The organism is Bradyrhizobium sp. USDA 4501 (assembly GCF_054062115.1).
This window is the reverse complement of the sequence record NZ_JBSSEX010000001.1, coordinates 5951110-5972477: the sequence shown is the minus strand read 5'-3', so window position 1 is coordinate 5972477 and position 21368 is coordinate 5951110. Positions and strand designations below refer to the sequence as shown.

Below are 21368 nucleotides of genomic sequence, written 5' to 3'. Positions count from 1 at the left end.
GATCGGCCGCATGGCGCTCAGAAAGATTGCAATCCTGGGAGGCGGTGTCGCGGCGCTCAGCGCGGCGTTCGAGCTGACGGAACAGGATCCGCAGCATCAGCTGTTCGACATCACCGTCTACACGATCGGCTGGCGCCTTGGCGGCAAGGGAGCGGTCGGCCGCGACAAGGAAAAAGGATATCGCGCCGAAGAACACGGACTTCATGTCTGGACCGGTTTCTACGATAACGCATTCGAACTGGTCGACCGGCTTTATGCCGCGATGAACGATCTCGATCTCAGCCCGCCGTTCGGATCACGCGAGAACGCCTTCGAGGGCCTCGATCGATCCGTGCTCATGGAGCCGTTCAATTCCGGTTGGACTTCATGGACTATCGACATTCCACCCCATGAAGGTATTCCCGGCACACCGCGTCCCGCAGTCTCGCTCGTCGATTTTCTGCGCTCCCTGCTCGAATGCTCGGTGCAGCAGAGCCAGTCGATCGCTGGTTTCACCGACCAATGGCCGGCGGGGACCCAGCACTCCGCCGTGGCGGCCGGAACAACCGACGGTCCGTTCAGAACGGCGCGGGCGAAGATCGATATCCTGCCGCAGGATCCCAGGGCGGTCAGCCCGAGTGACGCCGCCGAACTACAGACGATACTAAGGCATGCGCGGACTCAGCTCTGCGACAAGCCGCCATCAGCTGCGATGTCTCGCGACCCGCGCGAGATCGTGGCGGAGGTCGCTCTGACGATCGCGATCGGCATGTTGAGCGACGGCGTGCTGTGGCAGGGCTTCGACTGCATCGACCATCAGGAGTGGACCGATTGGATGAGGTCGAACGGTTGCTCGGATTCGACGCTGGATTCCGCCATTATCCGTGGCTGCTATGATTATGTGTTCGGGTTCTTCGGTAGCCGCCACACGCATGAATACGGGAATGTCATTCCCTGCAGGAACGTGGCGGCAGGCACCGGCACCCGCATCCTGTTGAAGCTGCTCTTCACATATCGCGGGTCGTTCTTCTACCTTCTCAAGGCGACCATGGGCGAGCTGCTGTTCGCTCCGCTCTACCAGGTCCTCACGAAACGCCATGTCAAATTCGAATTCTTTACCAAGGTCGAGCACATCGGACTGTCTCAAGACAAAGCTTCGATCGAGTTCATCGACACCACCGTGCAGGCGACCACCCACTCCGGCAATTCTTACGATCCGCTGATCTGGATCGGCGCAGACGGCACAATCCCGAGCTGGCCTTCCCATCCAGACTACTGTCAGCTGGTCCAAGGACAGGATCTGCGGGACCAAAGAATAGACCTGGAATCGGCGTGGACGAAGTGGCCCGGCGTCGCCCCTCCCCGAAAGCTGCGGCGAGGGAGGGATTTCGACGATGTCGTGCTCGGCATCGGCATCGGCGCATTTTGCACGATATGCAGCGACCTGATCTGCCACACGCCCGGCTGGCGAGAGATGGTCGATGCCATCAAGACGACGGCGACGGTAGCCTTTCAGGCATGGACAAGCGTCGGCATGCGAGAGCTCGGTTGCAAGCAGGATCGAACGGCTCTTTCGGGATTCGTATTGCCGCTCGATACCTGGGCCGACCTCAGCCTGATGTTGCCACTGGAAAAATGGCCTCAATCGCCTCCCAAGGGGTTGGCATATTTCGTTGGCTCCCTGGTCGACGATCCCCTGCATCCGCCGCCCCCGTTCTGCAAACACAGTTATCCGGCCAGGATGCTCGCGCGGCAAAGGCGAAGGATGCTGCACTGGGTCGAGAGCAACCTTCACTTCCTATGGCCCGGAATTGAAGGCCCCGGCCATGCCATTCGTTGGGAGCGATTCTTCGACTATCGTGCTTATTCCCCCCCGACTCGAAGGCGGTTCTTCGCGCAATATCCGAGGGTGAACATCAATCCCTCGGACCGATATGTGCTATCGGTTCCCGGCAGCGTGTTCAAACGCATGGAGGCCGGCAAGTCGGGGGTCGACAATCTCTTTCTCGCCGGCGACTGGGTTCGTACCGGTATTAATGCGGGTTGTATTGAAGCATCGGTCATGGCGGGCCGCGCCGCGGCAGCCGCAATTGCAGGAGTAGATATTGCCATGCCAAACGCCAACGACTTCAACGACGTTTCGCTGCCAACCGCCTTGTTGCCGGCATTGGACCTGTTGCGCAAGCTTGCCACTAACGCCGTCGCCGGTACCGGCGAAATCGAGGCGTTTTGCGTCGTCCAACAACGGCCGCGCTGCGAACTCGAGAAGATGCTACCCGATGGGCTGACACTCCTCGAACCTCCAGCGCCCCACAGCACGATCAAGACAGCGCATCACGGCACGTCGTCCGATGCAGAGGGCAAGACGGAAAAGACACCGGAGATTATTCCCGAGCCACCGCATCATGTCGTCCTGATCTTTGCCCGGCAACGCAACGTGCGTCCGGGACCACTACCCTTCGGCGGCGCGCACTACCTCGAAATCGCCCAGCTGATTCCCGACGTTGTCCATAAGAACGCACCTTCATTGCAGAACGTCCTGTTCAGCTACATGCCGCATTTGTTCGTGAGCTCGCTGGCAGCCACGTTGATCGGTCAGAATTTTTACGGCTTCAACAAACAGGTCGCACGAATCCAGGATGATAATGACTCCTTCTCCATGCGAAGCTCATCCGGCACCATAAGAACCTGGTTCGAGCGCGACGGCGTGCCCGGTGGCATCGACAGCTATCTCGTCATCAAGCAACTCCGCGACAAACTGGATCAGCCTCTGGTCGGCGTCCAGCCGGATGGCAATTTCATCTACTCGATGCTGAAATACGGTCTTGGCGGTGCGGTCGTTCAACCCATCAAGGGCAAGATCGCGCTATCCTCGCCTTTCGCCCATAAGGCAGAGGAGATCGAACTCGCACCGATCTCAAAGCCACCGCAAAAGGACGACTCTTGGGGATTCCGGTTCATCGCGCCTTGGACGCTCAGCCTGCCCTTCAACTTTCCGGCCGGGCAGCCGAGTTCGAGCGCAAGAAATCTGGCGAGGGCCACCGGCGAGTACAGCACGGCATTGCTGGGCCGTATCTTGGTACGACGCTGACGGCCGGAAAGCTTGGCGCCACTAATTCGCTCAATGGTCGCCAAGACACCGCACTTGTACGAAGGTCTTAGAATGACGACCGCCATCAAAACGGCGAGAGTCGACCATGATGATGCAGCGCCCCCGACCCGACAGCTGAACGCCAGGCAGCCTTTCCCTCGTTACTCGTGCCGTGGCCGCAGAGCGAGCTGGCCCCCGAGTTGGCGGACCGCGTGGAAGGCACCATCCCTTTGGAGGCTGGATAAGGCGGTGAACCGCGACGTTATGACGAATGCCGCATGGTAGCGGGGGAGCGCTACCGCCTTTCCGCACAGCCAGAAAACCTACGGTACCTTCTGAAATCTTTCGCCTAAAGCCGCCTCGACGCGACCTCCTATCGCGCTAAGATGATCGAGAAGCCGGTCTCCATTCAGATTGGAAGTCTTCGAATCTCGGCAATGTTTTCTGGTGCTATTCCGATATTTTGCAGCCTTTCGGGCTATTGAGATCATTAGATAATTTTGCTTTGTCGGAATGGGCCACGCGTGCCGGCAACAGGGATCGGACGATGGACCGCCAGTCTCGCCGGGCGCGCTGAGCCCTGCGTGGCGCCTATGCTCATCTTGGCAGCCCAACACTAGTGAGTAGCTGCTCGACGCTACGGTCGAGAGAGCTGAGCGGCGAACGCACTCAGGTTTGTGCGCCGGGAACTCTCGAGACCTTCGTTGACTCCAAGGATTGTGAGCTTTTCGCAGCCCTCTTCAGACCGAAATTGTGGTTTAGGTAGTAGTACTTTCTATTGGTGGCCCGACCGTCGCCTTCGTCGCTGGGGTTACGAAGCACGAATTCCCGGACCAGATCGTCCTTCACGCCGAAGACGACATCGGAATCGAGGTACTGGTCGCCTGCGACGAAGATGTGCGTCACTAATTGCTCGAAGCCCGGGGCGGAAATCATGAAATGCACGTGTGCCGGCCGCCAAGGATGCCGGCCCTGTGCCTTTAGCATTTCGCCGACTGGGCCGTCGTGCGGTATCGGATAGGCTGCCGGCTTGATCGACCAAAAATTAAATCGACCACTGGCGTCGGTGCGGAAGCGGGCCCTCATCGCCAGCCCCCCGATCTCACCGAGTTGCTGCACGTCGTAATTACCATCGTCGTCGGAATGCCAGACATCGACCGATGCGCCGGCAAGGGGGAGACCGTCGACGGTCGAGACCGAGCCCGTGACGAAAAGCGGATCGCCTTCGACGCCGTTGGAGATGTCCTCCCCCAATTTCCCTTCTGGAGCGTCCTGAACGAAGAACGGGCCGAGCACCGTGCTTTCCGTCGCGCCGGGCACCGAAGAAACATTGATCGCGTCGACCAGCATCGAGACGCCCAGAGTATCCGAGAGCAGAATGAACTCCTGGCGTTTGTCGTCGCACATTTGACCGGTCCTCGTGAGGAAGTCGATGCCGTATTCCCATTCCTTTTGGGTGGGACGCACCTCGCGTACAAACGCATGGAGATGTCGCACCAGGGCCTCGCTGATCTCTCGAATGCGGGCATTCGTTGCGCCCTGCAGTCGCTCAAGCACCGCATCAGTGATCGTATCTTCGTTGAAGTTGCGCATTATCACTCCGTGGGTTGAGTTCGCTTTGTTTGGCGGAAGAGAGCATCGTCTCCTAAGGTACGGCAGGCGGTTCGCCTGCCCAAGCGCGGGCGATAAGGTCTCGGATTGCGTCGCGCTCGAGAGAACGGGGATTCCAATAGGCGTCGACTATCGCAAGGTCCGCCGCACGGTCGATACCATCTTCCGGCATACCGATCTCGCGCAACCCGCGCTTCGTGCCTAGTCGCCGGCTTAGATCGAATAACCCGGCGGCTGCGTTGTTCGCGTCTACTGCCTTGGCGATGCGAGCCGCGGCGTCGGGGGCTGCCGCCGCATTATAGGCCAGCGCATGCGGGAGAACGATGGCGTGCATTTCCGAATGCGGAAGATCGAACCGACCACCGAGCACGTGACAAAGCTTGTGATGCAGTGCCATTCCGACGGTACCGAGACAAACCCCGCAAAACCATGCGCCGTAGAGTGCTTCGGTGCGCGCGTCGTGATCGTCGCTTGTGACGGCAATCACGGGCAGCGCATGTGCAAGGGCACGGATGCCCTCTTCCGCCATCAGCGAGATCACGGGATTGGCCTCTTGAGCATAGAGCGCCTCCGCGGCATGGGCGATCGCATTGATGCCCGAAGTCGCGGCAAGCTTAGCAGGTAAGGTCATCGTCAGGTCGACGTCGTAGACAACCGTTTCCGGCAGCACGGCCGCACTGCGTAGGGCTGTCTTCCGTCCATCGCGGGTTTCTCCGAGAATCGGAGTCATTTCGGAGCCCGCATAAGTGGTGGGAATGCAGAGCTGATTGACGCCGGTGCGCAACGCTAACGCCTTGCCGAGGCCGATGGTCGATCCGCCGCCGAGCGAAATGACACAGTCCGCCTGGCACGTCCTCAGCGCGGTCAATGCCCGCTCTGTCACCTCGACCGGCGTATGCATCGTGGCGTCGGAGAATATGCCGGCACAGAGCGACCCAAGCTCGTCCGCGAGCGAGACGCCCTGCGTCATTTGTTGCGAACTGGTCAACACCAGAGCTCGTTTGCCACCGAGGCGTCTGACCTCGGCGTTGACGGTACCCAGCGTGCCACTGCCGAAGACAACGCGACACGGAAGACTTTCGTACGTGAATGATCCGATCATGCCAGCACTGTTCTTATGAGAGCGTAGGTTGGCAGCCCGATCCGTGGGTCGCTCAAGTTCGAGGGCATCGCAGCGGTTGCCGCGGCGCCTTGCAAATCCGTATCGAGTAGATTCAAGTCCGAAATGTGAGGGGTTGGTCGATGGCGGAGCGCTGCCACCTGCCGGCCTCTCACTGAAGAGAGCCCTCGACGCTCGGGCTTTCGCCCGAGCTCTTCAGGATGTTTTCTACTCGGCGGCCGTCGACATATAACCGTCGCGCTGGTCCTGCGCCTTGACGTATTCGGGTTGGAAGCGCACATTGGCGTAGTGCGAGTTCTTCTGTGCCTCTGCAGCTCGCTTGCCGAGTTCTGCCGTATCGCCGAAGCCGAGAACCTGCCGAGCCAACTCGGTCAATGGACCGTCTACCTGGTACTCCGTACGCTGCATCGTGAGCAGATTGATGAGGTAGAGCGGCGTTCCATTGAACTTCTCAAACATCTCGTGCCTGTTGCCCCATTCGGTCAGGAACCGCTCGCTGATCTGACGGAAGATCTTGATGCGGTCGTACGCGCTGATCTCGGCACCGCGCAAAGCCTCGGAAAGCTTCGGACCGATGTAGGGGTCCTCCAGCTCTTTTCTCGACGGTTGGATCACGACGCCGCGGCCGCAGAAATCGATGAGCAAGTTGACCATCTTGTTCTGATTTTCAAGATAATAGGCACGGCCGAAGTCGATGTAGATGTTGTTCGGCTTGAAAAGACCGCCGGGTGTCGCGAAGCCGGTTTCTTCGGCGGCGATCATGAATGCACGGCACGTCTCGCGGAAGCGGATGAGTTCAGCGAGCTGGGCCTGTACGACCGGATTGGTGCTGGTACCCAGCGATTGCGTTAGGAGCAGCGCGAGACCAACCATCAGTTCGGCGTGGACGCAATGCCGGATCTGAGTCTCGAGATGCACCCAGTCGAACTGCCGCTGCGGATACCACTTGGCATGATCGGGATTACCGACGTGTTGGACGCGGTCCCAGGGAATCAGGACATCGTCGAAGTACACCATCGCATCCAATTCGTCTCCGATCGTGGCCAAGGGACGATCGTACGGATCGGCATCTGGCTGAGCGTTCGATTTACGGGCGACGACCGAGATGCCCTTCGTGGCGATCGGTACCAGCGCGTAAACGGTCTGCTCGGGCGTCTGACCGGGGCGCCAGAGGTTTCCAATGAGGAGGTGGTTGACGAACGGAACGGAGGTGCCGATCGCCTTCCAGCCTCGCACCAGAATGCCGTCATCGCGCTCTTCGATGATCTTGAGCATCGGCGTCTCGGCCATCGCATTTTCGCGGCCGCGATCGAACTGCACGTCGAGGAACATCGGCGAGATGGCCAGATCCTGCGAAGTCACTTCTTCCCACTGCCGTTGGATGTTGCCGGAGAGATCGCGCTTCTTTCCGGAGAAGCGGGAGTTTTCCGACCAGGGCTTCTGATCGTCCACCTGGGTAAACATCACGACGTTCATGCCGGCAGGCGGCCTGGTGAAGATGCCGCCCTTGAAATGGCGGCAGAGGAAGTCGCAGTATTGCCGGCGCTTGACGACGTCCTCTTTGCTGCGCGGTAGGAACCAATGCATCGACTGGCGGTTACCGTGCTTGTCGATGAAGGTCGCAATTTCCTGGTTCTTCGGATCGAGGTGGAGATCGTAATATCCGGCGATGGCTTGGGCATAGCCCTTAGTCGCAGGGTGAGTCGTGACGTCCTCGATCAGTTCGCCTCCGACATAGACTTTCCGGCCGTCGCGGAGCGACTCCAGGTATTCCTTCCCGCTTCTCATTTCTATTCTCCGTTAGACATGGTTGAGTTGACGTTGAAAAGTATCTGCATCCCAGTAGTCCTCGCTCCGGTGAATGAGGCCGTCGCGGATTACCAACAAATGCACGCCGCGAAGTGAAATCGCCTGCTCGCGCGGCGCGATCGGTCCCATCTGGCTCTTGAGCGTCGCCTTCAGGAGGTAGCTCATCATGGCGACACCGTTCGCACCGACGGCACGCCGTTCCGGTGTCCAGGAAGCGTCGGGAAACCAGCCGAAGAAGCGCTCCAGGCCCGTCGCTATTTCCTTCGGACCTTGTTTGACCTTGCGTTGCGCAATCTCCTCGTGACTGGCGTCGGGCGCATAAAGAGCCGCGACCGCTGCGGCATCGCGGGCGTTGTGGGCTTCGTAGAATCGTTCGACGACCTTCTCGATACTCATGCAGACGCCCCTGCGGATGCGAGGTCCAACGCGACTGTCTTCAAGTAACGGCCCTGCCCGTACAGCAGGGGACGAAGCGACGTAGGCGCCAAGATCGTGCGGATCGCACCGATCACGACGACATGGGTCCCTATCCGTCGGATTTCGGAGGCGTCGCAATCGAACGTTGCGATCGCCTCACGCAGCACGGGTGTAAAAGATGGGACGGGAAGCTCGTCCGCGGGCACGACATAGCCGTCGAGGTACTTCGAAGCACCGGGCTGTGCGCAACGTTGAGAGAGTCCGGCTTGAGCTTCACTGAGCAGATTGAGCGAGAACTTCCGGTCTCTCTCGATGTCCGCGGCCGTGACCGTCTTCGCGTTGATGCAGACCAGAAGGGTCGGTGGCTCCATGCAGACGGGCGTGTACGCGCTCACCGTCATTCCCCACGGCCGTTCTTCCCGAAGCGTGCCAACAACGGCGACGCCTCCCACGATCCGACGCATCACCGTGCGGAAAGCATCGGGTCGCGGACCGGAAGCGAGATCCCAAAGCGCAGCGCGCGCACTAACGCCCATCTCCAAACGATGTCTCATCGTATAGCCTCCCATCGCAGCCTCGCGCTATTTCCTGCCCCGCTTGGAGGAAAGTGCGCGACATGTTGGCAACGTCACGAGGCTATTCGGGAGAATTACAAGGCGTCCAATCGATATTTGTGATTTCAAATATTTACGCGAATGCTGCGTTTTGCAGGCGATCGGACTGTGGCGATCAGCAAACCCGGCGCCGCGCCCCACTATCGATGCAATGGATGTCTAACATCGATCGTATGGATATTATGACCCGATCTTTCCCCGGCCGCGGGCTCCCGAAACCATCAAATCAGGTTGATTTTGTTCGGTCGGAACGTGCACACTCCTGCATCGTGCCACTTGCCGGTCAACGGGAGCAGGGCTTTGAACCTTCGCAGCGTCGACCTCAATCTCCTAGTCGTGCTCGATGCACTGCTGACGGAACGAAACGTCAGTCGCGCCGGCGAGCGCATTGGCCTTACGCAATCTGCGATGAGTGCGGCTCTGTCGCGTCTCCGCGAGTTGTTCGACGATCCGCTTCTGGTTCGCTTCGGTCGAGGGTTGGAGCTGACGCGAAACGCAGAAGAGCTCATCGTTCCGGTGCGGGAGACGCTGGAGCGCATCGAGCAGACGCTTTCAAAGAAGGCGCATTTCGATCCTGCCGAAAATTCGCGTAGCTTTTCGATAAGTGCTTCGGACTACGCCGTCCTGGTATTGTTGACGCCGCTGGTGCGTGCGCTCACCACCGAAGCACCCAACGTGACCGTTCACCTCCTGCCGCGCGCCCGCGACCCGGGGCGCATGTTGCAGAGCGGCCAGGCCGACCTCGTGATCGAGCCCAGCGAACTGTTTGGCGACGCCGGATTCCCGTCGACGCCTCTACTTAGCGACCGCTGGCTATGTGCCGCCGACGCCCAACATCCGCACATCGCGAAGGATTGCTTGACCCACGAACAGTTCCTGGAACTGCCGCATCTCGTCTATGGCATCGGTATGGACCGGCAGCTAAACTTGGCCGACCAGCGCCTTGCCGAGATGGGTATCCAGCGGCGCATTCACGTCACGGTCGAAAGCTTCCTGCTGGTTCCGTTTCTCATCGAGGGTACCCCGCTCATCAGTCTCGTGCTGGAGCGCGAGGTCCGGGCGCTGCATTCCTGCCCGAGGCTCAAACTATTCGAGCCCCCCATTGCCTTGCCCGACATTCACGAAGCGATGTATTGGCATCCTCGACATAACAACGACCCCGCACACGCCTGGCTGCGCAATCGACTACGCCTTGTAGCCGCCGAAATCGCTTAGCGCGATCGACATCGGCAACCGGGAGGACGGCAACCTCAAGCTCCATGTCCACGCGTTGGGGTACTAGGGGCGCTGTCGCACAGATCATGTGGGAGGCCGACGACGCTTGGCGCGAGAAACCGCGCAGCGTCACGCTGTCCGATCTCGTTCCTTTCAAAGGAAACACCTGCGGCGCTCTGGAAGGATACCTTTGCGTGAACCTTAACCCGCGCGGGATGAATGCGCTTCGATTGCCCTGGCAGAATGTTCGCCGCTGATCGCGGCCGAGTCGAAGACAAGGCTTTCGGCCGGCGCGGCCAAAGATAGACCGTTTGCTTTGCATTGGCTGTAAAGGAGGTCGATGACTTCGTTGCGGGCCGCCGTCCAGCCGGCGGGACTCTCCACACGGAATAACAACTCGACTTCAATCGCGGCGGCGTCAATCGAATTCAGGGCGACAATCGGCGACGGGTCCTGGACGATCCGCGTGCTGGCATCCAGTACGGACCGCATGACTTGCTCGACGAAGTTTGGCGTCGTGGTGGCAATGCGTACGGTCAACGTGATCTGGTGCGTCTCATCGGGGCGGCTGAGATTGGTAACACCCTGTCTTGCCAGGATGCTGTTCGGCACAACGACGACATTGTACCCTCCGGTAAGCAGATTGGTCGAGCGCCAGTTGGTCTCAACGACGCGGCCTTCCGTGCCATCCTTCAATTGGATCCAGTCGCCTATGGCATAGGCCCTCCCCAGCGTCAGCGCGATCCCTGAGAAGACATCGCCAAGGGTATTTTGCAGCGCAAGGCCGAAAATGATCGCGACGACGCCTGAGGTCGCGACCAGCGTACCAACCGGGACACCGAACACAAAACCAATGATCGACAGCACCACACCGAGATAGATGACACCAACGGCCATGTCCTGGATCAGGTGCGCTTCCCGTGGCCGACGATTGAGCAACATATAGATGTGGACTAGGCCAATGATGGCCCATGCGAGATGGGTCCACCACAGGATCCTGGCCGATATGGAGAGCAACGCGCCGAGACCCCGCAACTGGGCGCCATCGACGCGATGCGGAGCGATGCCGCCCAGATAGAGCGTAAAACTCATGCCGATAAAGAACAGGATCTGGGCGATCAGTCGGCCGGTCGGACGGTTGCTCCCCTGAAGATGCCAAACGACGATACCGGCAATTCCGAGGATGTTGGTCAGAACAAGCGGCATCATATGATCTTCGTTTAACATGATTGGGATTCAGCAATAGCGGTCGGTTGCCACCGACGGAAGGGCCCTACGCTCAGGTGAAGCTACGCATCAATGAGCCCACGCCCTGGAGGTGTGCCCAATTACCCCACATGCATTCGAACACCCTTGGCCCCGTTGAGGAGCCGCTTCAGATGAAAATTCGCCAGCGGGTCGGCGGCGTTGAGACCGACCAGTGCTGCGAAGGCTGGCACCACGTCAGTGTCATCTGCCTCCAACTTGTTAAAGGCAGTCGCGTACTGTGTCGCGGCCAACCCATAACTCTCCGCAGCTGACAAGGGCTCGTGGGCGCGTAGCGCCTCACTTCGTCCCCGCAGAACAAGGTCGCCGATCGGCCGCCCTCTGAACTCCCGAACCTTACATGCGATCGAGTCGCTGACGCAGATCCGTGTGCCCAATGTCTTGTTCGCCGCCTCCAGTCTGGCGGCAGTGTTAACTGTGTCCCCGTAGGCTGTGTAGTCAAAGTAACGGCCGCCGCCGAAATTGCCGACCAGCGCAGGTCCGGCGTGGACGCCTATCCGCGTGACACCGAAGTCAACGCCCCTCTGTTTCCAGCGCTCCCGAAATGTTTCGGCCCATCGATCGAGCGCCTGCGCGCAGGCGATCGCGCGGGCGGGGTAATCGATCTGGTCGCCGGGTGCATTGAACAGTACCTGAATGGCGTCACCGATCACCTTCGCCACCGTCCCTTCATAGGCGAAGACGACCTCCGTCAGTCCACCGACATATTCGTTGAGCAGATCTCTCAGCACATTCGAATCGGCCGTCTCGACGAGTGACGTAAACCCTGTAATATCGGTGAAAATCACTGCAATGTCGCGCCAGTGGACCTGCATTCCATCGTCGCCATCTACAGCAGCAAGGCGCTTGGCGAGCTCAGGCGAGAAATATCTCGACAGCGACGCATGAGCCCGCTCCGCGTCCGCCTGTCGCCGGCGTGCTTCGCGCAAGACCTCGATGTGACGGATGGTCTTCTGGATCGTGGATTCCAGGTCGGCGAAATCGATGGGCTTGGTCAGGAAGTCGAACGCGCCGCGATTCATTGCGGTACGTATGTTGCTCATATCGCCGTAGGCCGACACGACAATCGCCACCTTCTTGTCCTCTCGCTCCTGCAGTTTCGCCAACAGGGAAAGGCCGTCCATGCGCGGCATGTTGATGTCCAAGACCACGAGATCGACATGCGGATGCTGCTCGATCGATTGCAGCGCTTCAAGACCGTCACGCGCGAACACGAAGCTTAACTGCCGTTCGCGAATCTGCCGGCGAAACCTCCGGAGGACGAGCACCTCCAGATCCGGCTCGTCATCGACTACAAGAACGGTGGAGGTCATGCGGGCTGTTCCAGTCTCGCCTGGATCGCCTGGCGGACCTGGCCGAAGTCGATCGGCTTGGTCAACAGGGCGTGTGCCCCCCGTTCAAGTGCCGTCTTGCGCGTTTCGGCATCCCCGTACGCCGTGATCATGATCACCGGAACGTCGGGCCGCCGAGCGCGAAGCTCCGGCAGCATCTCCAGCCCGCTCATTCCGGGCATATTGATGTCGGAGAGGATGAGGATCAGCGTTTGCTCGCCGGTATCGGAAATGCGGTTCAGGGCCTGCGCTGCCGATCCGGCAAAGTCCATCACAAAGCGCCGGGCGCGAAGCTCGCGTCGAAATTGCTGGCGAAACAGAACCTCCAGATCGGGTTCGTCATCCACCACAAGAACCGATACAGTCATAGTCAGCCCCCGATACTGTGAGAAAGACCGATGTTGCGCGGCAGCAGGATGGTGAACTCGGTGAATTCGCCGGGCTCAGTCTCGACATCGATCCTGCCGCCATGTTGCTTCACGATGATGTCGTGGCTCATGGAAAGTCCGAGGCCCGTTCCCTCGCCCGGCGGCTTGGTCGTGAAGAACGGATTGAACATCTTCTCCTTCACCTCGGGCGGAATACCGACGCCATTGTCGCGGATGCGGATTTCGACGTATTCGCCGCGATCATGCGTGACGGCGCTGAGCGCGGGTTCAAATCCGGGATCACCGCGCTCACAGCGCTTCGCCACGGCATAGAAGCCATTGGAGATGACGTTCAGCAGCACCCGCGTGATCTCCTGCGGGAACACGTCGGCGATCCCGGTGTTCGGATCGAACTCGCGCCTGAGGGTGACGTTGAACTGCGGTCTCTCGGTGCGCGCGCCATGATAGGCAAGATTGAGGCTCTCTTCGACGAGCGCATTGACGTCGGCAGGCCGGTGCTCGCCGCCGCCACCACGCGAATGCAGGAGCATGTTCTTGACGATGGAGTCGGCGCGCTTGCCGTGCTGCACGATCTTCTGAAGGTTGTCCGTTAGCAGCTCACTCAGTTCATCCACTTCGCCGCGGATGTCGTCCGGGAGCATGGCCGGAGTGAGGAGCTCGTTCAACTCGCCGGTCAGTTCGACCGAGAGCGTGGCAAAATTATTGACGAAGTTGAGCGGGTTCTTGATCTCGTGCGCAATGCCAGCAGTGAGCTGACCGAGCGATATGAGCTTTTCGGTCTGCACCAGGCGGTCCTGGGCCGCGCGTAGATCGTCGAGGGATCTAGCGAGCTCCTTCGTGCGGGCCTCTACTTCTTCGAATAACCGTGCGTTCTCGATCGCGATCACGGCCTGATCGGCGAACGTCTTGAGAAGGTTGATCTGGCTACCAGTGAAGGTTCCGGGTTCGACGCGCGAAACGCCGATCGTACCGATCGCCACGCCTTTTCGGAGCATGGGCACGACCACAATGCTTCGATATCCCCTCGCGCGTGCCATACTCCTGATCGCCGGATGCACACCCGGTTCGGTCTCGATATCGGAGCGAAATGCAATCGTCGACGTGAGTGCGACCCGGCTGTGGATCCCGGAGGACGTGAGCGGCGCGGGAAATGAGATTCGGATCTCCTCATCACCGGCCACGCTTCCTGCCGTGCATGCCGCCAGATGAAGCATGTCGCCGACGACACGTGTCACGAGCGCCGTTTGGCCGGCAAGCAATCGCCTCGCGCTTTCGGAGATGACGTCGAATACCGGCTGCACGTCAGTTGGCGAACTGGCGATGACATTGAGGATTCCTGCCGTGACGGACTGCCGCTCCAACGCGATCGCGAGTTCGCCCTGCAGGCGGGCATTCTCGGCTACTCCGCTCTGCAGTCGTTGTTCGAGCTCATCGACCCTGTTCCTCAGGTCGGCATCCATTGTGCTGATCATCACTTCCGGATTCAGCGCCCACACCCCGATTGCGACTAGGCCAACCCGAGGCCGCCGTCGATGGCAACCACCTGGCCGGTCATCCATTCCGAGGCTGAGCCGGCAAGCCGGACAATCCATTCTGCGACATCGTCCGGAACGCCGCGCCGCGCGAGCGGGATGCGCGCACGCTCCTGTTCCTTGACCGCGGCGGCCTGTTCCTGGGTCAGTCCCATCATGCCGGTGAGGGCGCCGGATTCCGTTGGCCCAGCGGCGACAGCGTTCACCCGTATGCCGAATGGCGCAAGCTCCAGCGCCCAACAACGGGTCAGGTGCTCCAGCGCGGCCTTGCTCGCAGCATAATGAGACAGTCCGGCCGCGGGTCGGTGACCAAAGGTGCTCGACACGTTGATGATGGTGCCGCACCTCGTCTTCAGGTGCGGAAGGGCAGCGGAGGCAAGCAGGCTAGGACCGAGCACATTAACCGAGAAGATATCCATGATCCGATCGGCCGTGGTATCGGCCAATGGAAGGATTGCGCCCGCGCCGGCGTTGTTGACCAAGGCGTCTATTCTGCCCCAGAGATCCATCGCCTTGGCAATTGTGCGCCTGGCATCATCGATCGAGGCCGCATCCGCAACGATACCCGCGATGTTCGGATGCTCGGCGATCGTTTCGTCCAGAGGACCCGCCCGGCGGCCGGTCACGAGCACCTTGTCGCCCTGGTTGGCAAGGCGGATTGCCGCCGCTCGCCCGATCCCTGAGGTGCCGCCGGTCAGGACAATGACCTTTTCTTCGCTATGCATGTTGATCGCGTTCCTTTGCGGTTACTGGGCGGTCCAACCGCCATCAACCGAGATCGCGGTTCCGGTGATCTGGTCGGCGGCGGACGAACATAGGAAAGCGACAGTGCCGCCAAGCTGCGCCGGAGAAACAAATTCGAGGGACGGCTGCTTCTCCGCCAGGAGTGTCCTGGCCGCTTCCGTCCGGCTGACCCCTCTTTGCACAGCGATGTCGTCGATCTGCTTGTCGACGAGGGGCGTTCGCACCCAGCCCGGACAGACTGCATTGCATGTGACCCCGCTCCCGGCAGTCTCCAGGCCGACTACTTTGGTCAAGCCGACCAGTCCGTGCTTGGCCGCGACGTAGGCTGCCTTATGCGTCGAAGCGACGAGGCCGTGCGCGGAGGCAATGTTGACGATCCGCCCCCAGCACTGCTTCTTCATCTGCGGGACCGCCGTCGCAATGCCGTGGAAGGCGGCCGACAGATTGATCGCCAGGATCGCGTTCCACCTGTTGGCTGGGAACTCTTCGACCGGCGCAGTGAATTGGATGCCGGCATTGTTGACGAGGATGTCGAGCCGGCCGAATTTCTCGACCGTCGCTGCGATCAATCCGCGCACGGCCTCCTCCTTCGACATATCGGCGCCATCGTAAACGGCGCGCACACCATGCTCGCGTTCGATGCCGCCTCGGATCGCCTCGATTTCGCTGGCATCGCCAAAGCCATTCAAAACGATGTCTGCCCGGAGCTTAGCCAACTCCTTAGCGATACCGAGCCCAATACCGCTGGTCGATCCGGTGACGACGGCTACCCTGCCCTTCAACATGGGACTTCCTTTCGATGGTTTGGGATTAGATTTGCCGCGAGATCAGTCACGGCGGTGGATATCGTGCGTGACAATGCCGAGCTCGGGAGCAGGCGGGTCGAGCCGCCGCGGATCGGCCAATGTACGGCGGATATCCTCCAGACCGCTCTGCCAATGCGCCCGCATCGCATTCAATCCGAATTCGCAATCCTTTGAATGGCGCTCGTAGATCTTGGACTGGTAGATCAGATGGATGATGTTGCAGGAGCGATGGCGAGCCATGTCCGCGATGGCGCGGATTTCCGGATCCTGCTTCGCGCCATCCGGTAACATTTCGAGCATTCGCTGCAGCGCCTGACGCATCTTCTGCATCCGTAGCGCCTGGTCCGTGATGGCGCGTGTGCGGCTGGAATACTGAATGTCCTTCTGGCGGCTCGACACCTCCATCAAGTCATTCGGCACACGGCCCCGTGCCGACCAAAGATCGACCTGGAAGGTCAGCGTGTCGCGCGGCTCGCTCGACAGCACTCGGGATAGAGGCGTGTTCGAAACGACGCCGCCGTCCCAATAGTGCTCGCCGTCGACCTCGACCGCAGGGAAGCCCGGCGGCAGGGCACCGGATGCCATGAAATGCTGCGGTCCGAGCCGGCGTTCAGCCGTGTCGAAATAGGTCAGGTTGCCCGTACGGACGTTGACCGCGCCAATGCTGACGCGCACCTGCCCGGCGTTCAGCCGATCAAAGTTGACAAGCCGCTCCAACGTCTGCTGCAATGGTGAGGTATCGTAGAAACTCGTCGCCGCGTTGCCCGAGAAGGGCGACAGGAACGGTGGCGGGAAGCGTGGCTTGAAAAAGCCGGGTTGCCCCTGCAAGAGGGCCCTGAGCGCCGCCAGGGCATTGTGCGCTGAGCGGAGATCGAAGGCGAACGGCATCGCATTGGCAAGCCCTTCGCCGACCGGCCATTCCACCGCCGCCGCGCAGATGCTCTCCCAGAACTTGCGTAGCCGTTCGATCCGCTCGGCCTCGGGCGAGCCGGCAATAATGGCGGCGTTCAGCGCGCCGATCGAAATGCCAGCCAACCAGTTCGGCCGTATGCCGGCTTCGTGCAGGCCTTCGTAAACGCCGGCTTGATATGCACCAAGCGCGCCGCCACCCTGCAGCACCAAGGCCACGACATCATATGGCAATGGCTTGGCCGCTTGCGGCGCCGGATCGATATCCCCGCGCATGACGTTCAGCATTTTCTGGAGCTCCGGATGTAGGGCTGATCTCGGTCAGCCGGCATTTGCTTCGATCAAGACGTCCGAGACCGAGCCGCGGCTCTGGTCGGTGGCAAGATAGTCATGGACCACGCCGCCTAGCCCGAGCGTCAGGTCCACGACGAGGTGCTTGGCCGACAGCACCTGCAGCACCGGCAACTCGGCGACGGGTGCCAGGGCATGCGAGTACAGATCCAGGGCAGCGGGGCCGGTCCAAGCACCCTTCACGGTGATGTCCTTTAGGTGGAAACGCACCAGCTCGCAGATGCGCGGCGAACCATCGACATGCGGAATGATCTTGAGCAGGAAATTGGGGGCTGCGAGCTTGCGGGCTTCCGCCGCCGTATCGAGCGACCGGTGCTTGTAGCCCATGGTGCCGGTCGCAATGCGGATTGAGCCATAGTTCAAAGTGCCAACCAGCGTATCGATTTCGACCTCGAGCTTCGGTTGCGCCAATTTCTTGGGAAACCCCCATAGCTCGCGCCCGCCCGCAATCGGCGGATGGTCGTTCAGGAACATCTGATGGGTGAAGCCGCCCAGCTGGCCCCTGTAGGATACGGGAATGACCTGGCCGCTCTCGGTGTAGTCGCCGAAGCCGGTGGAATCCGGCATGCGAATGAACTCGTAGTTCACTACTGGTTCGGTGATCTCCAGCGGCTCCGGCACCACGCGGCGCAGCGCGTCGGGATCGGTGCGGTACTGGATGATGAAATATTCGCGGTCGACGAAGCGGTAAGGACCGGGAGGAAAGGCCGGACTGCTCAGCGGCATCGCGAACGACGATGCGCGCACGGTCTCGTGTTTCACGGTGGTAAGCTCCAAGCTTGTCAGTGGCGGGCGCGGTCGCCGCTTGTCAACGCCCGCCCCTGGTTCGGATTTGAGCCAACAATCGGTCAGTAGTCCCAGAAGGCCGGCACCCAACGAAACGCGTCGCCTGCGACCGCAACATGACCGACCGACGGGAACGGCATGTGCGTGGCCACCAGCAGTTCGCGGTTCGCCGCCAGTTCGCGCAAAAGTTCGATCCGGACGCGAGCGGCTTCCTCGGGATCGTGCTCGAAGCCGTTGTGCCAATCCGGGTGCTCGAACCCGACGGTGAAGACGAGGTCGCCAGCGAATGTCAGCCGGTCGCCGCCGGATGCCACGCGAACCACGCTGTGTCCGGGAGTGTGGCCACCGGTGCGGCGGACTACGACGCCCGGCGCAACTTCGTGCTCATCTTCGAACGTCCGCAGCTGGTTGTGGTACTCGTTCGCGAACCGCTTGGCGGTGGCCCGAAGCGCGTCCGGGAATCCCGGCGGCATGGAGACGCGGGAGAAATCGGGCGCCTCCCAGAATTTGACCTCCGCGGCCGCCACGTGGATCCGCAGGTCCGGACGCAGCCGGTCCTTCACGCCCTCGACCAGCAAGCCGCCGACATGGTCCATGTGCATGTGGGTCAGCACCACGTCGGTCACGGATGCCAGGTCGATGCCGGCGGCTTCCAGTCGCTTGACCAACTGCCCGGCCCGCGGCAGGTGCAGATCCGGGTCCAGTCCGAGACCCGCGTCGATCAAGATGGTCTGCGCGCCGCTGCGTACCACGACCACGTTCAGTGCCCAGTCGAACGCGTCCGGCGGCAGGAACATGTCGTCCAGCCAGGCGGCGCGGACGGCCGGGTCGGCGTTGTGCGCCAGCATTTTGGACGGCAGCGGCAGCACGCCGTCGCTGATCACCATAACATCGATGTCGCCGATTTTCAGCGCGTAGCGCGATGGTACCAATTCGTCGGGCTTCGATCTAACGGAGCGTGCGGCAGTGTCTAAGTTCATGGTTGTCTCCTGTTGAGTATTGCGAATCATCCGATCTATCTTCGAGAACTTCAGCGCTCGATCCTGAGCGGCTCGTGCTTTCGCGCAGAAAGCGCGGTCAATGCTCGTGAGGTGTTTAGAGATCAGTGACACGCTCCGGATCAGCGGAAGCAAGAGCAGCGGCACGCTCGGCCCGCGGCGGATAGATCCAGACGGTATTAATCTCCTTCTTGGTCTTCTTGGCTTCGTCGCCAACCATCTCGACCTTGCGCTCCCAGCCGCGCGTGAAGAGCGCACCGGCTTCTCCTAAGTCGAGACAAGTGACGTAAGCCTTCTGGCGGTACGGTTTGGTAGGGACGCTGAGCAGCTCGGCGGCCGCATTGTTGCCGGCGAAGGCGCCCATCCGCGTGGCGTGTTGGCAGGACATCAGCGCGTAGTTGCCAACCCCGTCACATGCCGCCCTCGCCGCATCGCCGGTCGCAAAGACCCCAGGCACCGACAGCACGCGCAAGTCGGGATCGACGAGCAGGCGCCCAAAGTTGTCGCGCTCAGCGGGAATCTGCGCGGTTAGCGGAGCGGCACGCATGCCGGCCGCCCAGATCACGGTACCGCTATCAATATGCTCGCCGCTGGAAAGCGTGACGCCGGACTTGTCGAGCGAGGTAACGCCAACGCCGAGCCGGGTCTCGACCCCCAACTTGCGGAGCGCGGCTTCGATGATAGGACGAGGACCTTCGCCCATGTCGGGGGCGATCGCACTGTTTCGTTCGACGATGATGACACGCGGCTTGGCATCCTTGCCGAGGATCTCACGAAGCCGTGCGGGCATTTCTGTCGCGACTTCGATGCCAGTGAATCCGCCGCCGGCCACGACAACCGTGTCGCGCATCCGTGATACCGGCCACCCCACCAAATGATGCAAATGCCGGTCGAGGGCGATCGCGTCGTCGAGCTGGTCGACGCTGAAACCGTGTTCAGCGAGCCCGGAAATACTGGGACGGAACAGCCGGCTACCAGCTGCGACAATCAATCGGTCATAGGTGAGTCTCTGCTTCGCACCCTTGGCCGCAACGATGTCTACCACTTGAGACTTGGTATCGATCGACTCGGCGCTGCCTTTCACATAGGCAACGTCAACGGCCTTCAGCACATCCAGGAGCGAAGCTGTCAGGGTCTCCGGTTTCGGCTCATAGAGCCGCGGTCGAATCACCAGCGTCGGCTCCGGTGAAACCAACGCAATTTCGAACGCCTCGGGCGAAACGCCCTGGATGTCGCGCAGCCGGGCCGCAGAGAGAGCGGCATACATGCCGGCGAATCCGGCGCCAATGATGACTAGTCGCATTTGATTACTCCTTGGGTTTGACTCTCTTCGATGAAGGCACCGGGTTAGGCGCTCACGAATTTCAGCAAGTCTGCGTTGATGATATCGGGATGCGTCGTACACAGACCGTGCGGTAGCAGGTCGTAGATTTTCAAAGTGCTTCGTTTCAGAAGCTTCGCCGACAAGGTTGCAGAATCGCCAACGGGCACGATCTGATCGTCGCCGCCATGCAGGACGAGCGTGGGGACGTCGATGTTCTTCAGATCCTCGGTGAAGTCGGTTTCCGAGAAGGCTTTGACGCCATCGTATTGTGCCTTGGCGTTACCCATCATTGCTTGGCGCCACCAATTCCAGATCACCGCCGGGGACGCCTGTGCACCTGGGCGATTGTAGCCATAGAACGGGCCACTCGCGAATTCGAGATAGAACTGTGCCCTGTTCGCTGCGAGCTGCTTGCGCAATCCGTCAAGCACCTCAATGGGCACGCCCGCCGGATTGGCTTCCGTCTTCAACATCAAGGGAGGCACGGCCCCGATCAGGACCAGTTTGGCCACCCGGCTCCTGCCGTGGCGTGCGACGTAGCGCGCTGCTTCGCCGCCGCCCGTGGAATGACCAACGTGAATGGCATTGCGAAGAGCGAGATGGTCAACGACAGTCGCAACGTCGGCTGCGTAGTGGTCCATGTCATGGCCATCGCTCACTTGACTCGAGCGGCCATGACCTCGCCGGTCATGCGCAATGACTCGATAGCCCTTGCCGACGAAGAACAACATCTGCGCGTCCCAATCGTCGGAACTGAGCGGCCAACCGTGATGAAAGACGATCGGCTGGGCGGACTTCGACCCCCAATCCTTGTAGAATATCTGCACGCCGTCCTTGGTCGTCACAGAAGTCGCGGGATCGCTTCCTTGTGTGGCCGACATCGAATGGTCCCTTTCCTTGCCAATCGCCGAAGACGGGCGAACGGTCAGCGATGTCGCGCAAATGAGCGTGCTCGCCAGCAAGTTTCGACGCGACGTGGCGAGGCCGCTGAAGGTCTTTTTGGAAATCATCTGTTGGTCTCCGTGTCGTCAGATTTCTTGCGGCTATCTAGGGGAGCTCGCGGACCACTGCCCAAG

Annotated in this window: 17 protein-coding genes and 1 pseudogene; 2 read left to right on the top strand and 16 right to left on the bottom strand. The window is 60.6% G+C overall.

Features of this window, described 5'->3' with window-relative positions; translation table 11 throughout:
- Window positions 1–10 precede the first annotated feature (10 nt).
- Entirely contained in the window at window positions 11–3070 is a 3060-nt protein-coding gene (locus ACVWZM_RS27530; protein WP_456855342.1) for an NAD(P)-binding protein, read from the top strand.
- A 669-nt stretch (window positions 3071–3739) separates the two neighbouring features.
- Here ACVWZM_RS27530 and ACVWZM_RS27525 read toward each other — a convergent pair.
- From ACVWZM_RS27525 to ACVWZM_RS27505, 5 genes are all read right to left on the bottom strand, one after another.
- Window positions 3740–4663, bottom strand: coding sequence for an intradiol ring-cleavage dioxygenase (locus ACVWZM_RS27525; protein ID WP_076826860.1), 924 nt, complete (start codon window positions 4661–4663; stop codon window positions 3740–3742).
- A 52-nt stretch (window positions 4664–4715) separates the two neighbouring features.
- Entirely contained in the window at window positions 4716–5783 is a 1068-nt protein-coding gene (locus ACVWZM_RS27520; RefSeq protein WP_076826858.1) for a maleylacetate reductase, read from the bottom strand.
- A gap of 225 nt (window positions 5784–6008) precedes the next feature.
- Window positions 6009–7589, bottom strand: coding sequence for a 4-hydroxyphenylacetate 3-hydroxylase family protein (locus tag ACVWZM_RS27515; protein ID WP_076826856.1), 1581 nt, complete (start codon window positions 7587–7589; stop codon window positions 6009–6011).
- Between the two features lie 12 nt (window positions 7590–7601).
- Window positions 7602–8006, bottom strand: a complete 405-nt coding sequence (locus ACVWZM_RS27510; protein ID WP_076826854.1) for a nuclear transport factor 2 family protein — start codon at window positions 8004–8006, stop codon at window positions 7602–7604.
- Complete coding sequence (locus ACVWZM_RS27505; protein WP_158074181.1) at window positions 8003–8581, bottom strand: flavin reductase family protein; 579 nt, start codon at window positions 8579–8581, stop codon at window positions 8003–8005. The genes ACVWZM_RS27510 and ACVWZM_RS27505 overlap by 4 nt, the downstream gene beginning before the upstream one ends.
- Window positions 8582–8941: 360 nt before the next feature.
- Between ACVWZM_RS27505 and ACVWZM_RS27500 the strand changes: the two genes are divergently transcribed.
- Window positions 8942–9856: a LysR family transcriptional regulator gene (locus tag ACVWZM_RS27500; RefSeq protein WP_076826976.1), complete on the top strand. Its 915-nt coding sequence runs from the start codon at window positions 8942–8944 to the stop codon at window positions 9854–9856.
- Between the two features lie 201 nt (window positions 9857–10057).
- Here ACVWZM_RS27500 and ACVWZM_RS27495 read toward each other — a convergent pair whose 3' ends face one another.
- From ACVWZM_RS27495 to ACVWZM_RS27445, 11 genes and pseudogenes are all read right to left on the bottom strand, one after another.
- A complete protein-coding gene (locus ACVWZM_RS27495) occupies window positions 10058–11083 on the bottom strand; it encodes a mechanosensitive ion channel family protein (protein ID WP_076826850.1) in 1026 nt (341 codons plus the stop codon).
- A gap of 101 nt (window positions 11084–11184) precedes the next feature.
- Complete coding sequence (locus tag ACVWZM_RS27490) at window positions 11185–12435, bottom strand: adenylate/guanylate cyclase domain-containing protein (RefSeq protein WP_076826849.1); 1251 nt, start codon at window positions 12433–12435, stop codon at window positions 11185–11187.
- The gene (locus tag ACVWZM_RS27485) at window positions 12432–12821 is read right to left on the bottom strand and encodes a response regulator (protein WP_076826847.1); all 390 of its coding nucleotides are present in this window, start codon (window positions 12819–12821) and stop codon (window positions 12432–12434) included. The genes ACVWZM_RS27490 and ACVWZM_RS27485 overlap by 4 nt, the downstream gene beginning before the upstream one ends.
- Window positions 12822–12823: 2 nt before the next feature.
- Window positions 12824–14239: pseudogene (locus ACVWZM_RS27480) on the bottom strand (GAF domain-containing sensor histidine kinase); the annotation flags it as partial.
- Between the two features lie 110 nt (window positions 14240–14349).
- A complete protein-coding gene (locus ACVWZM_RS27475) occupies window positions 14350–15099 on the bottom strand; it encodes an SDR family NAD(P)-dependent oxidoreductase (protein ID WP_076826845.1) in 750 nt (249 codons plus the stop codon).
- 21 nt (window positions 15100–15120) lie between these two features.
- Window positions 15121–15903, bottom strand: a complete 783-nt coding sequence (locus ACVWZM_RS27470) for a 3-hydroxybutyrate dehydrogenase (protein ID WP_456855341.1) — start codon at window positions 15901–15903, stop codon at window positions 15121–15123.
- Between the two features lie 42 nt (window positions 15904–15945).
- Window positions 15946–17121: a DUF3734 domain-containing protein gene (locus tag ACVWZM_RS27465; protein ID WP_456855340.1), complete on the bottom strand. Its 1176-nt coding sequence runs from the start codon at window positions 17119–17121 to the stop codon at window positions 15946–15948.
- Window positions 17122–17154: 33 nt separating this feature from the next.
- A complete protein-coding gene (locus ACVWZM_RS27460; protein ID WP_076826973.1) occupies window positions 17155–17946 on the bottom strand; it encodes an acetoacetate decarboxylase in 792 nt (263 codons plus the stop codon).
- Window positions 17947–18032: 86 nt separating this feature from the next.
- A complete protein-coding gene (locus tag ACVWZM_RS27455; protein ID WP_456855339.1) occupies window positions 18033–18980 on the bottom strand; it encodes an MBL fold metallo-hydrolase in 948 nt (315 codons plus the stop codon).
- An 85-nt stretch (window positions 18981–19065) separates the two neighbouring features.
- Window positions 19066–20271 (bottom strand): NAD(P)/FAD-dependent oxidoreductase, encoded by a 1206-nt coding sequence (locus tag ACVWZM_RS27450; RefSeq protein WP_253625473.1) that lies wholly within the window; start codon window positions 20269–20271, stop codon window positions 19066–19068.
- 44 nt (window positions 20272–20315) lie between these two features.
- Window positions 20316–21173: an alpha/beta fold hydrolase gene (locus tag ACVWZM_RS27445; RefSeq protein ID WP_253626111.1), complete on the bottom strand. Its 858-nt coding sequence runs from the start codon at window positions 21171–21173 to the stop codon at window positions 20316–20318.
- Between the last annotated feature and the right edge of the window lie 195 nt (window positions 21174–21368).